General features: G+C 55.4%; 13 protein-coding genes. 9 read left to right on the forward strand and 4 right to left on the reverse strand.

What is annotated here, in order from left to right; translation table 11 throughout:
- Positions 1-118: 118 nt before the first annotated feature.
- From R1T46_RS18140 to R1T46_RS18155, 4 genes are all read left to right on the forward strand, one after another.
- Positions 119-892 carry an enoyl-CoA hydratase gene (locus tag R1T46_RS18140; RefSeq protein WP_317306457.1) on the forward strand — a complete coding sequence of 258 codons (774 nt, stop codon included), beginning with the start codon at positions 119-121 and terminating at the stop codon, positions 890-892.
- Between the two features lie 295 nt (positions 893-1,187).
- The gene (locus tag R1T46_RS18145) at positions 1,188-4,049 is read left to right on the forward strand and encodes a hypothetical protein (protein WP_317306458.1); all 2,862 of its coding nucleotides are present in this window, start codon (positions 1,188-1,190) and stop codon (positions 4,047-4,049) included.
- Between the two features lie 215 nt (positions 4,050-4,264).
- Entirely contained in the window at positions 4,265-4,657 is a 393-nt protein-coding gene (locus R1T46_RS18150; protein ID WP_317306460.1) for a hypothetical protein, read from the forward strand.
- A 30-nt stretch (positions 4,658-4,687) separates the two neighbouring features.
- Positions 4,688-5,068 carry a GGDEF domain-containing protein gene (locus tag R1T46_RS18155; RefSeq protein WP_317306461.1) on the forward strand — a complete coding sequence of 127 codons (381 nt, stop codon included), beginning with the start codon at positions 4,688-4,690 and terminating at the stop codon, positions 5,066-5,068.
- Here R1T46_RS18155 and R1T46_RS18160 read toward each other — a convergent pair.
- Positions 5,039-6,163, reverse strand: coding sequence for a CaiB/BaiF CoA-transferase family protein (locus tag R1T46_RS18160; protein ID WP_317306462.1), 1,125 nt, complete (start codon positions 6,161-6,163; stop codon positions 5,039-5,041). The two genes, R1T46_RS18155 and R1T46_RS18160, sit on opposite strands and share 30 nt — an antisense overlap.
- A gap of 176 nt (positions 6,164-6,339) precedes the next feature.
- On the opposite strand from R1T46_RS18160, the gene R1T46_RS18165 reads away from it, so the two are divergent.
- A complete protein-coding gene (locus R1T46_RS18165; protein WP_317306463.1) occupies positions 6,340-7,359 on the forward strand; it encodes an AraC family transcriptional regulator in 1,020 nt (339 codons plus the stop codon).
- Here the strand turns inward: R1T46_RS18165 and R1T46_RS18170 are convergent.
- Positions 7,356-8,210: a hypothetical protein gene (locus tag R1T46_RS18170; RefSeq protein WP_317306464.1), complete on the reverse strand. Its 855-nt coding sequence runs from the start codon at positions 8,208-8,210 to the stop codon at positions 7,356-7,358. The two genes, R1T46_RS18165 and R1T46_RS18170, sit on opposite strands and share 4 nt — an antisense overlap.
- A 5-nt stretch (positions 8,211-8,215) precedes the next feature.
- Positions 8,216-9,787 carry a DNA recombination protein RmuC gene (gene rmuC, locus R1T46_RS18175; RefSeq protein ID WP_407070136.1) on the reverse strand — a complete coding sequence of 524 codons (1,572 nt, stop codon included), beginning with the start codon at positions 9,785-9,787 and terminating at the stop codon, positions 8,216-8,218.
- Between the two features lie 270 nt (positions 9,788-10,057).
- Here rmuC and R1T46_RS18180 point away from each other — a divergent pair, with 270 nt between their 5' ends.
- The 4 genes from R1T46_RS18180 to R1T46_RS18195 all read left to right on the forward strand — a co-directional run bounded on the left by R1T46_RS18180 (position 10,058) and on the right by R1T46_RS18195 (position 13,860).
- On the forward strand, positions 10,058-10,444 hold the full coding sequence (locus tag R1T46_RS18180) for a hypothetical protein (protein ID WP_036206881.1): 387 nt from the start codon (positions 10,058-10,060) through the stop codon (positions 10,442-10,444).
- A gap of 154 nt (positions 10,445-10,598) precedes the next feature.
- Positions 10,599-11,396 carry an ATP-dependent zinc protease gene (locus tag R1T46_RS18185; RefSeq protein ID WP_126810392.1) on the forward strand — a complete coding sequence of 266 codons (798 nt, stop codon included), beginning with the start codon at positions 10,599-10,601 and terminating at the stop codon, positions 11,394-11,396.
- On the forward strand, positions 11,393-12,910 hold the full coding sequence (locus R1T46_RS18190; protein ID WP_317306465.1) for an inactive transglutaminase family protein: 1,518 nt from the start codon (positions 11,393-11,395) through the stop codon (positions 12,908-12,910). The genes R1T46_RS18185 and R1T46_RS18190 overlap by 4 nt, the downstream gene beginning before the upstream one ends.
- Positions 12,910-13,860, forward strand: coding sequence for an alpha-L-glutamate ligase-like protein (locus R1T46_RS18195; protein WP_317306466.1), 951 nt, complete (start codon positions 12,910-12,912; stop codon positions 13,858-13,860). Before R1T46_RS18190 ends, R1T46_RS18195 begins: the two co-directional genes overlap by 1 nt.
- Positions 13,861-13,923: 63 nt before the next feature.
- Here the strand turns inward: R1T46_RS18195 and R1T46_RS18200 are convergent, their stop codons facing one another.
- Positions 13,924-15,513 carry a BCCT family transporter gene (locus R1T46_RS18200; RefSeq protein WP_317306467.1) on the reverse strand — a complete coding sequence of 530 codons (1,590 nt, stop codon included), beginning with the start codon at positions 15,511-15,513 and terminating at the stop codon, positions 13,924-13,926.
- Between the last annotated feature and the right edge of the window lie 179 nt (positions 15,514-15,692).

Consider the following 15,692-nt stretch of genomic DNA (forward strand, 5'->3'; position numbering starts at 1 on the left):
AATCCAAAACCGAGGGACCAAACCCGGCGCGAAGGTTTTCAACGACAAACTTGCCTAAACGGACACGAAAAAATGTAACATTGCTGATATCTTCGACATAAAAACAGCAGGAGACACCGTGACCGACCTCGTCCTAACTGAAAAAAAGAACCACATTCTAACCGTCCGCATTAACCGCCTGGACCGCAAAAACGCCCTCACCCACGATATGTACACCGCCCTTGGCGATGCGATTGAACAGGCCCGGGACGACAGCGACATTCGCTGCATTCTGTACACCGGGAGCGATGAATGTTTCACCGCCGGAAACGATCTGGGCGATTTTTCCGCAGGCTTGCCTGGCGAGTTTGAAGACACCCCTGTAGGCCGGTTCCTGTTGCTGATGGCCACCAGCAACAAACCGATCGTAGCCTCCGTGAATGGCCCGGCTGTGGGCATTGGTACCACCATGCTGCTGCACTGTGATTTGGTGTTTGCCGGCAACAACACCCGCTTCCAGATGCCTTTTGCCAATCTCGGCCTATGCCCGGAAGGCGGCTCCAGCCTGTTGTTGCCCTCCTGGCTCGGCCGGGTACGCGCGGCGGAGCTGCTGATGCTGGGCGGCGCATTCACAGCCGAAGATGCTCAGCGCCTGGGGCTGATCAACCAGGTGTGCGAACCGTCACAAACTGAAACTACGGCTCTGGAAGCCTGCGCACGGCTTGCAGCTCAGCCCCCGGCGGCCGTCCGCGCCACCCGTGAACTGCTGAACCGATCGGGCGGCAATGAGCTGAAAGCCGCCATGCTGGGCGAGGGTAAACTCTTCGCAGAACGCCTGAAGTCCCCGGAGAATGCCGAAGCCATCAAGGCCTTCACAGAAAAGCGGAAACCGGACTTTTCGAGCTTCAGCTAGGCTGGCTACCCCTGCCCCGGGAGACTCGACAAAAGTCCTGGGGCCAACTATTTTTCAATGAAGCCGAACTCCGACCGTGCGGGTAGGCTCCCAATGATCAGAATCACACTTTAGAGCGATCAACTGTTGCTTTACTGCCGCTATAGTCAGAGTTACAGAAATCAGGCACAGAGCGCTGGCCGGAATTTCAGACAACAGCTAAGCAAACCAGGCCACTGACAACGGGTTTACCGGACCAGACCGGCCCCGTCAGCTGCCGAACATAACGACACAACAACAGGAAAAGGTTCCACCCATGTTCAAGAAAACTCTAATAAGTCTTGCCGTGGCTTCTTCCGTTGGACTGACAGGCTGCTTTGACAGCGCTGGTTCCGGGTCCAGTAATGCGGATCCGGATTATAAGATCAGTAACCCCGATTTTACGGGAAGAACCTGGCCCGTCTTCAAGCCACTCACCAGTGAGCTGCCTGTACCGAGCGATCTTCAGTTTGCGCAGGGTGCAGGGGCTGACGGCACCCTGAACGGTTCGGCTGAAAACCCGATCACCAACGCACTGGATTTCATGGACGGGTCCTCTACGACCGCGCAGTTCGACATTAAGTTGTCCGCTTCGATTGATCCCGACACCCTGAATTTCACGCCGGTTATTCAAGGCGAAGGTGGCGCGCCAGCGCCGAACCCCCAACAGAACGTGTTCCTGCTCTCATTGGATTTTCCAGGCGGTGACTCGCTCTTGAATAACGGTAGTCACTACACCAAGCTGATTAATGAACTGGTTGATGATGGCGCAATTCCCGCACCGGAAAGAACCTCGTTCCCGGGCGAAACTCCGACTTTCGATCTTGGTCTCGCTTTCCTGGCAGCGCAACAAAATCCCAGCCCAGAAACCGCCGGCGCGGTTTTCGACTTCAATAACGAATTCCGCGCCGAGGTTGTTTCGCTGGACGGAGGCACAGACAATGTTCTGCGCATAACGCCCCTGCGCCCGCTCGACCCGAAGAAAAAGTATCTGGTCGTTGTAACGAACGAAATCAAAGACAACACAGGTGATCCTATTGTTGGCTCGCCCTCCTATCAGGATCTTGGCGACCCCAACCAACCGATTGGCAATTCTGCCCTGGCGCCGGTGCGTGGCGCTATCCTCGGGTGGGAGAGTCTTGCTACAGGCTACTTTAACGCGCTGACAAACAACAGCCGTGAAGCCGTTGGCTTACCGCCGCTAACTGCGGATAACCTGGCCCTGACACTTACCTTTACGACGGGCGGCACGGAAGACGTTCTTGAAGCCGCAACCTCTCCTGCCCAGTTCTTTTATAAGAACTCCGTTGTTTCAACTCGTCAGCAAGCGATCGCCGAATACCTCGCAGCTAATGCAGACGCATTTGAGCAACTGGACGCTTCACGACAGTATGGCACCCTGGCGCAAGTGGCTGGTCAAGCTCAGGCCGAGGCAGAAAGCACTTCTCCGACACTTAAAGAGCGGGCCGCTGGAACTGAAAGTGGCCTCTCGGGGGCAGGTGCAGACTTCAGCAACCCCCAACCTCGCACTATCGGAACTGCCTTTATTGAAGCTACACGGGCGCCATCTGCGGCACTTGACTTGCCGGAATCCGGATCCGTCTTCCAGACTAGCCTGGAACTGCCGTACTACCTCAAAGCGCCAACTGAGACTGATCCAAGCAACCTGAACTCTACCTGGACTGCATCAACAACGGTTGGTGCATTGATTGATGGTGATGGCTCTGGCGACACTCCGCCATCAGACAAGATCACCTATCGCTACCCTTTTGCGGCCGAAAGTGGAACCACCGTCAACATACCGATGCTGGTATCGGTTCCCGATCCGACAGCTCAGGTTCCCGGACAACCAACCGGCGTGACCTGTAACATGGCCAAGCCCTACGATGTTGTTATTTACCAACACGGTATTTTCGGCAACCGCTCACATAGCCTTGCGCTGGGTAACCAGTTGGGTAGCCGTTGCTTCGTAACTGTCGCGATTGACCTGCCTCTTCATGGTATTGCCCCGAAGCTAGCTACTGGCGATCTGGATCCGTCACTTGCATTGAGCGTGGACGTTTCTCAACAAGGCGACGGCAGTTTCACCGCAAGCCCTCTCCCCATGAATGAAAGACACTTCGGCTGGGGCCAAACAGCAAGCGGGACACCTACACGCATGCAGTACTCCACGAATGTCGAGGAAGCAGTAGGCTCTTCTGCACAGTTCTTCCTTAATCTGGCAAATCTGCCGGCGGCCCGCGACAACAATCGCCAGGGTGTAGTGGATCTTCTCAACCTCAATGCCAGTCTTGTAAACCTCAACGCTATCGATCTCGATAATTTTGATGGTGATGGCAATCCCTCGACGAATCTTGAGACTGCTGCTACTGACGTAAACGTTCAGCCTGATGGCTCCGGCTCCAACGTGTACTACGTCGGCCACTCCCTCGGCGGCATTCTCGGAACCTCCCTGGTCACACTCGTTAACGGTGCAGCCCAGGAAGCAACCATCGGTAATGGGAATATCGTCCCGTTCACCGCTGCAGCCTTTGTAACTCCGGGTGCAGGAATTGCCAAGCTGCTTGAGAACTCGCCTTCAATCGGCGCGAGCGTACTCGCTGGCCTTGGCCAATCCGGGCTCACTCAGGGAACCAGCAACCTGGAGCTGTTCTTTAACGTTTCCCAGGCGTCCCTGGACAGCGTAGAACCGCACAACTTTGCTGGCTCCCTGGTTGAAAGTGGCACGCAAGTCTACCTGAATGAAATCTACGGTGACGGCAGCAACCGTGCCACTCAGGATCAAACTATTCCTGTTGCGGCCGATGTTGCCTACGCCGGCGACTACACTGCCCCACTTGGCATGGCACTTCCCGCGCCGCTGGCTGGCACAGAGCCGCTGATCATGCAACTGGAGGCTGCAACCATCACAGGCAATGCCGATACAGGCAACGCCGTAGCTGCGGATGGCGCGAATGTGGTTCGCTTTACCGCGGGAACCCATACCACCATTATCCGGCCAACAGACACGACGGGAGAAGCCGTTTTTGCGGATATGGCAACCAACATCATTTCGTTCTTCGCGGACGATGGCGGGTCCATCGGGTTTAACAACGAGATGTTCGTGAAGCAGAACGAACCAACTCCACAGAACCCGTAATCACTTAAATTCAGGTTATTATCTGATAATTGCAAAGCCCCGGGATACATCCATATCCCGGGGCTTTTTTATAGTGAAAGCCTCCAATTCAAAGCGGCCAATCCCACCACAAAAATAAACAGCGTATGAGTCATACAAGCACCAACACAGCCCCCACCCCGACAGAAGCTTGTCAACTCCGCACACGGCGCCTCGGAATATCTTTCGAGTCCTACATGGTCACGTTCAGCATCGTCGTATACTGCTGGGCGCAGGGCCTGATTTCGTTGGGCGTAACGTTGGGATTTCTGGCACTCGCCTCACTGATCAACGCCACTTTCTGGTGGTTGATCCATGCCGGTCGAAACCTGAAGTTCCATGATCCAAGCATGACATCGGCACAGATGATCGTGTCTCTGCTTCCCCCTATCTGGGTAATGACTTTCCTGGAGGCAGGTCAAGCCCGGGCCATCTTCCTGCTGATCGCAGTCGTGCCCATGCTGTTTGGCATCCTCGCGCTGACAACACGCCAGTTCGTTATTGTGGGGGTATGGTTTTTTGCTTTGTATGGCCTGCTTCATTTTGGCCTTTGGACATACCGGCCGGAGGTACTAAGTGGTGAGCTCTAGATTCTGCAAACGGGGGACTTTGCCCTGGTCATGGCAGAAATCACGATTATTGGCGGCTTCATCAGCAGCCTTCGGGGCAAGCTGCGGCAACGCAACCTGGAACTGGGTGAAGCCATGGAGCAGATTCGGGAACTGGTGAACGTGGATGCCTTGACCGGCGTCTACAATCGCCGCCGGCTGTTCGAGGTCATCTCCGAGGAGTCTGATCGCTACAGCCGAATGCCAGGCTCGTTTTCCATTTGCCTTATGGACATCGACTACTTCAAAGAGGTCAATGATACCTACGGGCACCAGGCCGGGGACATGATTCTTCAGGCCATCGCTCGCTCAGTGAAAGATGGGCTGAAAACCATCGACTGTTTTGGCCGCCACCCGGATGCCTCAGAAATCGCCGTTGTCAGCTCCAAGTGATCGCCCGGTATAACGGCTTTCGCAGGGTGTTGCGCTGAATTTGATCGGGTGGCCAATCTGCTTTTGGGTACCCCCATCCCCATCCCCTTTCGCTACCTCAACAACCATGCCGCGCACTTTCATTTGCGGGTGCTCCGCTGCCTCTGAGATGGTCAGCACCGGCTCCACGCACGCATCAACATCCGCAAAGACGTCTTGCCATTCCACCAGTGTTTTCCGCGCAATGGTGGTTTTCAACGCCTCTCGGATAGCCCGTTGGTCCTCCGGGTTCTGGCTCAGGGCGAAGCTCTTCATGTCAGGCATGCCCAAAGCATCGCATAGCTGATCGGAAAACTGCGGCTCAAGGCTGCCCACAGACAGCCACCGGTTGTCGCTGGTCTGGTAGTAATCATAGAAGGTGCCGCCGTTGAGCATGGAGCCTTCAGGCTTCTGTTCCTGCCCGCCAGCCAAGGCTGCTGCACCGGCCATCGTATTGAGGGCAAAGGCGGCGTCGGTCATGCTGATATCGATAAACTGCCCCTCCCCCGTTTGCTGACGGTGGACTACGGCCGCCAGGATCCCCATGACGGCATGGTGGGAGCCGCCGGCCACATCGGCTATCTGGATACCCATCGGTGGCGGCCCCGTTTCCCGACGGCCACAATGGCTGGCCACGCCGGCGAGTGACAGGTAGTTGATATCGTGCCCTGCCCGATCCTTGTAGGGGCCAGTCTGGCCGTAGCCGGTAATCGCGCAGTAAATAAGATTGGGGTTGATGGCTTTGAGGGTTTCATAACCAATCCCGAGCCGGTCCATCACACCCGGGCGGAACTGTTCAACCACTACGTCGTACTCTGCCACCAACTGCTTGACCTGGTCTGCACTGCCCTCTTTCTTTAGGTCCAGACCGAGGGATCGCTTACCTCGGTTCAGGAAGGTATGGGACGTGCTGACGCCGTCTTCCAGCGGCGGCATTACACGGGTCAGGTCCAGACGGCCAGGGGCCTCCACCCGCAATACGTCCGCTCCCATATCCGCCAGCAGCATGGTGGCGTAGGGGCCAGGCAGCAGTGTACTGAAATCCAGAACCTTCAGGTTACTTAGTGGGCCGGGCATGCAAACCTCCTTCTCTATTTTGGACAGCCCTGATGCTGCCCTGTTTTCCCTGCGGGGCCAACTGCCGGTTCCATCATTCCAATTGACCATTTCTTCCAGTGCGTCGCGAGGGTGATGGTTGCATTGTACCCAAGGGGTTTTATGATGGGCTTCGTTCAATAAGGATAAAGGATGATATGTCGGAACTCACCGTTTCCAGGCACTTCGTGGAAGCCGCATTGGTTGGGGCCGAAAGAGCGGGGATTGATCCCCATAGAATGCTGCGCGAAGCCGGAATTTCACCGGACCTGCTGAGGATCGAGATGGCCCGGGTGAGCAGCACCCAATACAGCCGGCTGATGCAGGCGACCTGGAGTGCAATGGACGATGAGTTTATGGGTCTGGGCCCGCGACGCTGCCGCACCGGCACGTTCGCCACCATGTGCGCGCTGGTCATTGACTGTCCCAGTCTGGAGGCGGTCTATCGCCAGGCGTTTGATTTTTGCCGCCTGTTCGAACCCATGGTCACCATGAAACTGGAAGTGGACGACAGGGCTGTCCGGCTGGTAACGGTAATTGAAGGGGATATTCACGACCCGATGCATTTTTTCCAGGAAAGCATACTGGTCATCTGGCATCGTCTAGGCAGTTGGTTAATTGGGCAACCGGTGGAGCTGCTTAAGGCGGAATTCAGTTATCCGAGGCCACCCCATGGCGACGAATACCGGCACATCTTCCATTGCCCACTCTCGTTCGACGCCGGCGAAACGGCCCTGACGTTCGACAAGCGTTTTCTGCAGGCTCCGGTGATACGCGACAAGCCGGAGATGCGACAGTTCCTGAAAACCTCACCGGCCGATCTGCTGTCACGCCCGGACGAGAGCAACACCTTCACCGGACGTATCCGCGCGCTGATTGGACGGGACTTTGCGCGTTCCCTGCCCGATTTCGAATGGATAGCCACAGAGCTTCACACCAGCCCCCAGACCCTTCGCCGACGGCTGAAGCAGGAAAACACCTCCTTTCAGGAGATCAAGGACCTGCTACGCCGGGACATGGCCATCTATTACCTGTCCCGGCCGGACCTGCCGATCAATGACATTGCGTTTCGGGTCGGCTTCACCGAACCTTCAACGTTTCACCGCGCCTTCAAGAAGTGGACAGGGGTTACGCCCGGTGCTTACCGCGAAGGCGAACGGGGTCAGTTTCAGGATTAACTGGGACTCTGCATGGTGCGAATCAGCCTGCCAAGGGTACGGGCTATCTCCTCGGCCCGTTCGCGATCCGGGCTGAGTTTCATCAACCGCGAGCCATCTCGTGGATCGTAAATCCAGCAACTGGCGGTTGAACTCTCGCAGTTCCATTCAATCTGCGGATTGACGCCAAAAACGCCCATGGATTCAGTCGTTTTAACAACGCGACCACCGGACTCACGACGGGATTCCTGAATACTGATAATGTCGTTCCGTCTGTCAATCCGATAAGACACATCGGCAGGGCGGTCCAGCCTTACGATTCGCTGATCTTCGCGCCAACCCGCAACGTCCAGGAGCGTGTTGGCGTGAATTACCAGCGCATCGGCGTTCGAATCCACCAGGTAGAGTTCCCGGAGCTTCCCTAGCGATTGCTCGCTTGCCGGCTCGATAATAGCCACTGGGTCCGGATCACCCGCGCCGTTGTTCGTGCTATTCGCCCCTTCTTGCTGACGGGCTTTCTCAACATTGGTTATCAATTTAAGGGCGTCGGTGTAGTGCTCGCCTTCACTGCCCGCAAGGCTGACGTACTTCTCCAATGCAGCTTGCGCTTCGTTGTAATGGTCAGATTCCAGCATCACGCGGCCGCGAAAATAGAAATAGTTCGCCGGTTTCTCTCCCTCCAGTTGCTGGAGACGGTTCAGGTACTCACCCGCTTCACCCCAGCTCTCTGAGGAAACGGCCTCTTCAGTGGCAAGCATTAATCGCCGGGTCTCGTGTTCAGGCTCAAGGGCACTAACCTGACCGGCCATCAGTAGGGATGCCAACATAAAACCACTGACTGAACGACGCCCGACTCGGGTTATCTTCACCATCTTGTTTACTCCTGCTGATTATCCCGGGGAGCATCTTCGTCCACCGTGGGCTCGACCGGATCGCCGGTGTCATCAACACCTTCGGCGTCCACTTCGGCTTGATCCATAATCGCTTTCGGTAGTTCTTTTTTAACACGAACGCCCAGCTCTACAAAGCGATTGGCTTGCGAGATAAGGTTGCCGCGACCACGGGTGAGCGTGTTCATCGCCGAATCGTAAGTCCCCTGCGCGGTGTGCAACTGGCTTCCCAGCTTTTCCATCGCTTCTACAAACACCCGCAGCTTGTCATACACTGCACTGGCACGGTCGGCAATCCTACGCGCATTCTGGCTTTGACGCTCGTATCGCCAGATATTTTCAATGGTTCGCAAGGTCGCAAGCAATGTCGTTGGTGTAACCACAATAATCTTTCGCTCGAATGCTTCTGCGAATAGGTTCTCGTCCTGCTGAAAAGCAGCCACAAAGGCCGGCTCAATGGGCATGAAAAGAAACACAAAGTCTGGTGAGTGCAGGCCGTGAAGCTGGCTGTAATCTTTCTCGCTCAGGGCGCGAATATGATTACGCACCGCTTCAACGTGCTGGCGAAGAGCTTCGTCCTTGGCAGTCTCGTCCTCTTCCGTTGCCCACTGCTGGTACGCCACCAGGGATACCTTTGAATCCACCACCAGATTTCGGCTGTCCGGCAAGTGGACAATGACATCCGGGCGCAGCAACTGGTTGTCCTCATCGCGATAGCTGCCCTGGGTTTCATATTCGATGCCCTTGCGCAAACCTGAGCGCTCAAGGACGCGTTCCAGAATCAGCTCGCCCCAATTGCCCTGGATTTTCTTGTCACCTTTGAGCGCCTTCGTGAGGTTGGAGGCTTCTTCGGTGATCTGGCGATTCAGCTCCTGCAGGGACTTGATCTCACTTCTCAACGCCTGCCGATCCCGCGTTTCGGTGGTATAGACATCCTCAACCCGTTTGCGAAAATCCTGGAGCTGATCCCGGAAGGGATTCAGCAGGGTATCGATACTGGTGCGGGTCTGCTGGCTGAAGCGTTCACTTTTTTGCTCGAAAATACGATTGGCGAGATTCTCGAACTCCTGTTTCAACGCATCACGGTTGCGTTCCAGCAACTCCAGTTTTTCTGTAGTCGCACGGCGCTCCTTATCCAGCGTTACTTCCTGCTCACGCAGGGAAACGCGTGCATCTCCGAGCTCGCGGGAGAGTTCGTCCGCTCGCTGTTGCTGGGACTGTCTTTCTGCTTCCAATTGCTCAATACGCGCCAGTCGCGACTTGCTCTCGGATTCCAGCCCGGCTACCCGATTTTCCAATGTTGCCGCTCGCTGTCGCCAGTGTTCGGTGTCCAGGCCCGCTTGCTCAATCTCGGCTTTGCCGTTTTCGAGCGTAGCTTCAAGCTGATGGAAGCGCTGTTCATCCATTGCCCGTGCATAGTCAAACTCACGGAGTGCGGTTCTGGCACGACTTCCCTTAACCACTGCGAACACCAGAAAACACAGCATTACCACCACCAATATCAGCAAAGTGGCGGTCTCCGGCCTACGCCCCACTACATCGATGATTGCCTCGGGCACCCCGATCTCCTCTAATAATTGACTCGAACATTACAATAAAACAACAGTTTACCGTATTGGCGGAACCTTTTTGTTCGGACTCACGTCAAAGGTTTGCCATTCACTGGTTCTGGTGGACTGATTGGCAAATTTCCCGACCCAAAGCATCCGGCTCTGGACTCGGAACGTAATATCATCTAAAACGGTGAATATGGCCTGTTTACCGACAGAATGGCTGGTTTGCTGCCGGGTGCCAAGGTCCAGGAGCAGTATAAAGGACAGGAATTCAACATGCTCAAAGAGCTATGGAGAAAATTGGGATCTGAATTCTCCCATTCCGGGTGTTCGGACGTGGAAGGCCGTGAATACCGCAGGCCTGGCGCTCAAGCCAGCCACGGTGGTTTTCGCATTCTTCCCCATATGACCCACACCGGGGAATTCCACCTGGAAAGACTGACTGGCATCCTGAAGGGGCGCTACGGCAGAACCTTTCAGAACAATGGGGACGAATCCATCCGCGATCTGATTCACTTCGCTTCCCGCATTCAGGATCAGGATGTCCAGAGAGAACTGCTGCTGTTTTACCTGAACTGCTCCCCTGTGGTGCAGGAATACCTTCGTTCCGAAGAAGTTCTTGCTCAAAACCACTTCCTTTCCCGGACATCCGGGAAAAAATAATACCCGCCGTTAATGATCTGTAAACCGACTCAACAGTTATGTTGTTGTATACTGCCGGCCTGTGATTACAAGTGGCTGTTCTAGCACACCCGAATTATCCTTGCAGCACTCTGTAATTAAAGTATCAAAGTCGTGGATTCAGGGGTTTCGGATCTTGTCTATACGTTCAGAGTTTGGAAAGTTGGCCGCGGCCGGCCTTGTGGTATCACTCATCACCGGCTGCACTGCGGATCGTTACTTTATGGTGCCGAAGCAGGATCTTGACGCGCTGAATACCTCCGTTATTAATCAGGGTGAACAGGTCGTTCGCCTTGAGAACCGGACGGATGAGAATTTCCAGGCGCTGACCCGGCTGAATGAGGAATCCACGAAAACCATCCTCGACGCCATCACCGAACAGGTCGAAAAACCCGCCTGCCCTCCCACCCCCAAACAGCAGGCCTGCACAGCGGGGCAGTCTGGTTCCAAAAGCGATGGAAGGGCCGACCGACTCAAGGGCAAGGTTGTTGTTGGAGAGTTGGAGAAATTCTACCTTGCTGGCCCCGGCCTGATTTACGATGCTCGCATTGACAGCGGGGCCGAAACCTCTTCATTGGATGCCCGAAACATCACGCGGTTTGAACGGGATGGGAATAACTGGGTAAGGTTTGACGTGCCGGTACCTGACTCCGAAGACATGGTAACGCTGGAACGGGAAATCTCACGCCGGGTCAGGATTATCCAGTCCAGCACCGATGAATCAGAACGCCGTGTGGTTGTAGAGTTGCAGTTCATGATCGGCAACCATCGGCAACAGGCTGAGTTTACACTGACCAACAGAGAGCACCTCTCGCATACGGTGCTGGTTGGCCGCAACATTTTGAGGGACGTCATGCTGATTGATGTGGGCAAGGAGTTCGCCACCGAACTGCCCGATAAACTGCCAGCTGAAGAAAATGGGGATCAACCTTGAGTAGCCGCTCGCGCATCCCGTTTTTCTTCGCCATCCTCCTTCTCATTGCAGCCGGGATTTCTATTGCCATTTGGCGGCACGTCGAATTGGGCATTCCCTGGTTTACCGGAGAGCAGAAACCCGTCTGGATGGTGGAGGCCCGAGTCGACTTCGACGGCACAGGCGAACCCGTACTCGCCAGCCTGAACATTCCCGATCAACCACCACAATTTCGCATCATTTCGGAGCAGGCTGCATCTCCAGGTTACGGCTTTTCCATCGTGGATGACTCCGGTGAACGCCGGGCTGAATGGTCCAAACGCGATGTCAGCGGCCCCCAGACGCTCTACTTCAAGGTCCAGCTGATCCCGGATGACAGAGCCCTGGGCAGCCAGCCCAAACGACCGCCCAAGCCCGAACCGGTCTTCTGGGAAGAGCCTCAAGCGACCGCTGTGGAAGAGCTATTGCAACAGGCAGCAGATCGCTCCAGCACACCCGAGAGCATGACCCGGGAACTAATTAAACTGCTCCAACCGGACCAGGGCGCCCAGAACACCACCCTACTCGTGTCCGAAGCAAACTACATTGATCTGCTGACCCGGATGCTCAACCATGCCGGCATTCCCGCCCGGACGGCAGACGGCCTGGCTCTGGAAGATGCCAGGCGACGCCAGCAACTTCGTCCGTTCCTGCAGATCTACGATGGTTCCCGTTGGCTGACGTTCAATCCTCGCACAGCGGAACAGGGGCTTCCGGAGCACGTCTTGCTATGGCGGCAGGCAGCTGTCTCCTTGCTGGATATTGTCGGTGGTGACAATTCAGACGTTAGCTTTTCCATGCTTCGGCAAACCATCCCGGCGCTACAACTGGCCCAGGCCCAATCCGGCGAAAATGGTCTCGGTTTTCTGAGCCTTTACCAGCTCCCCATCGAAGAACAAAGCATGTTCAGAATGCTTCTGTTACTTCCTCTCGGGGCGCTTGTCGTAGCCTTTATGCGTATTGTCGTCGGCATACGAACGTCCGGTACGTTCATGCCGATACTGATCGCCGTGGCATTCGTTCAGACGACCCTGATTCCGGGGCTTATAGCCTTTATTTCCGTGGTGGCCATTGGCCTGCTTATGCGCGGCTACCTATCGAGCCTTAACCTGTTGCTGGTCTCGCGAATTTCCGCGCTCATCATTCTTGTGATCTTTATCACCGCCGGACTCAGCATCGCGGGTTATCAAATGGGCTTCAATACGGGTATGACCGTCACCTTTTTCCCGATGGTTATCATCGCCTGGACGATAGAACGTATGTCCATACTCTGGGAAGAGGAAGGCGCCCGGGAAGTGTTTGTTCAGGGTGCCGGCAGCCTGTTTGTCGCAGTCTGCGCCTTCCTGATCATGAGCGCGCCCCTGGCGAGCCACCTGACGTTTAATTTCCCGGAACTTCATTTCGTGGTTTTGGGGCTGATCCTGCTGATGGGACAGTACACAGGCTATAAGCTCACTGAGCTCCGTCGTTTCTATCCGATGAAGGCGTATAACTGATGGGCTGGATTTCGCCCTTCAAGCTGAATCAACTGGGCATGCTGAACATGAACCGGCGTAATGTGGACTACATTGCGCGGTACAATAGCCGTTCGTCCTACCCGATGGTTGACAACAAGCTGAAAACCAAGCTGGTGGTTGCCGAATACGATGTTCGCACGCCCAAGCTGTTGCAGGTCGTTCGCCAGCAACACGAAATCTCCCATTTCCGGGAAATGGCAGAGGACCTGGACGGCTTTGCCATCAAACCGGCCAAGGGTTCCGGAGGTAAAGGGATTACCGTGATTACCGGCCGGGACGATAACGATTACGTCAAGGCCTCGGGCTCGCGGGTAGCTTCGAGTCACCTTGAGCGACACCTGTCCAACATTCTTGCCGGGCTCTACTCGCTTGCCGGCACGCCCGATGTCGCCATTGTCGAGAACCTGGTGGAATCGATTCCATCACTCGCCAGGTATTCTTTCCAGGGCGTGCCGGATATCCGCATCGTCGTTTTTCAGGGTTACCCTGTAATGGCGATGCTCCGTTTGGCTACGACTGCCTCGGATGGCAAGGCCAACCTGCACCAGGGTGCCGTTGGTGTTGGGCTCAATATCGCCAATGGGCACAGTCTGAACGCGGTACAGTTCAATCGGCCGATCACCCTGCACCCCGACACAGGCCTCGCCCTGGAAAACCTGGTGATTGATGACTGGCAGGAAATGCTGGTAATGGCGTCACGATGCTACGAGGCAACCGGGCTGGGATATATGGGTGTCGATCTGGTCGTGGACGCAAACGAAGGGCCTTTGCTGCTTGAGCTTAACGCCCGCCCTGGCCTGGCCATCCAGATGGCCAATGGTCGCGGGCTGTTGCCCCGCCTTAGAGAAATCGAAGCGCTCCGAAGGACGCACTTCACCCCGGAAGAAAGGGCCGCATTCGCCATGGACACCTTCGCGTCCAAAACCTGACCTCCAAATAGCAGGCACAAAAAAACCGGGGCGAACCCCGGTTTTTTTACTTTCTCACACTTCTCAGAGCTTGCCCTCGGCAATCAGCAGTTTGCGCTCATGCGTGAGACCTTTCAGCAGCCCCCAGGTCATGACCAGCAATACTGCTGTAAACGGCAGTCCTGCCGTAATGGCAGCCGCCTGGATAGCGCCCAGTGCGTCTTCACCGCCACCGAAAATCAGTGCTGCGGCAATGGCACCTTCCATTACCACCCAGAACACACGCTGAGCTGTCGGCGCGTCGGTTTTACCACCCGCGGTAATGCTGTCGACGACCAACGAACCGGAATCAGAAGATGTCACGAAGAACACCAGCACCAGCACGATACCGACGAACGATGAGATGGCAACCAACGGCAGGTTGGCGAACATCTGGAACATTGCCAGGGACACATCCGTCAAGCCATTCTCAGCCAGAGCACCAACACCGTCCTGGATCTGCTCCAGTGCGGAACCACCAAATGCGCTCATCCAGACCACGGTAATAACGGTTGGTACGATCAGCACCGCTGTCACGAACTCACGAACCGTACGACCCTTGGACACGCGGGCGATAAACATACCAACGAACGGTGACCAGGAAATCCACCAGGCCCAGTAGAAGACTGTCCAGCCGTGGAACCAGGCCTGGTCTTCGCGACCAAACGGATTGCTCAGTGTCAGGGCGTTACCAACGTAACTCGATGAGGTTACCCAGATGGTTTCAAAGATGGTCATGGTCGGACCGGCGAAGATGATGAAAAACAACAAAATGCCGGCCAGCGACATGTTGATGTTACTCAGAATCTTTACACCACCGTCGAGACCACGCAGCACCGAAATCAGGGCTACGGCCGTCACGCCGGTAATGATCGCCATCTGCACATTGATACCGGACGAAATACCAAACAGGTAATCCAGGCCGGAGGCGGCCTGCTGAGCGCCAAAACCAAGGGAAGTCGCGAGACCAAAAATGGTTGCCACTACCGCCAGGATATCAATGATATGGCCGGGCCAGCCCCAAACCTTGTCGCGGAGCAGCGGAAAGAACGCAGAGCGAATCGTCAGTGGCATGTTTTTGTTGTAGGCGAAAAACGCCAGAGACAGTGCCACAATCGCGTAGATTGCCCAGGGGTGCAGGCCCCAGTGATACATGGTTGCACCCATGGCCAGCCTCGCGCCCTCGGCCGTATTGGCTTCAACACCAAGCGGTGTCTCATACCAGCCCGTATAGTAGGCAACCGGCTCGGCGACAGCCCAGAACATTAGGCCGATACCCATGCCTGCCGCAAAGAGCATGGCAAACCACGACATCGTCGAAAATTCCGGCTTGGCATCCATCCCGCCGATGCGGATTTTGCCGACTGGCATGAAGATCAGGGCGAGAGACACAACGACAAAAACGTTGGCACTGAGCAGGAAGAACCAGTCAAATTGTGCGATGGTCCACCATTTGGTGCCGTCGAGGAGTTCCTTTGCCTCCCCCGGGAAAATCAGCGTCCCGATTACAAACGCAACAACAATAATTGCGGTAATCGGAAACACTGGCGCGTGCAGATCCAGGCCGAACGGATTTATATTATCCTGGCCTGCGACGTAATCCGTCTGGTATTCGTCTTTTACAACGTCGCCCACGTTTTGAGCCTCCTGTTGGTGTAAATCTATTCAATATTCGGATGCAAACGTTACAAGCTCGACATCTTATTGCTTTGAGTTCAAAACATCAAAGAGCGGACACTTACGCCCTGAAACCAATCTTAGACCAATATTTCCGTGTTCGTGCAAAATACTCTTTGATCCGCTTTGCCTTACTG

It is taken from the genome of Marinobacter salarius, assembly GCF_032922745.1.
Lineage (GTDB): Bacteria > Pseudomonadota > Gammaproteobacteria > Pseudomonadales > Oleiphilaceae > Marinobacter.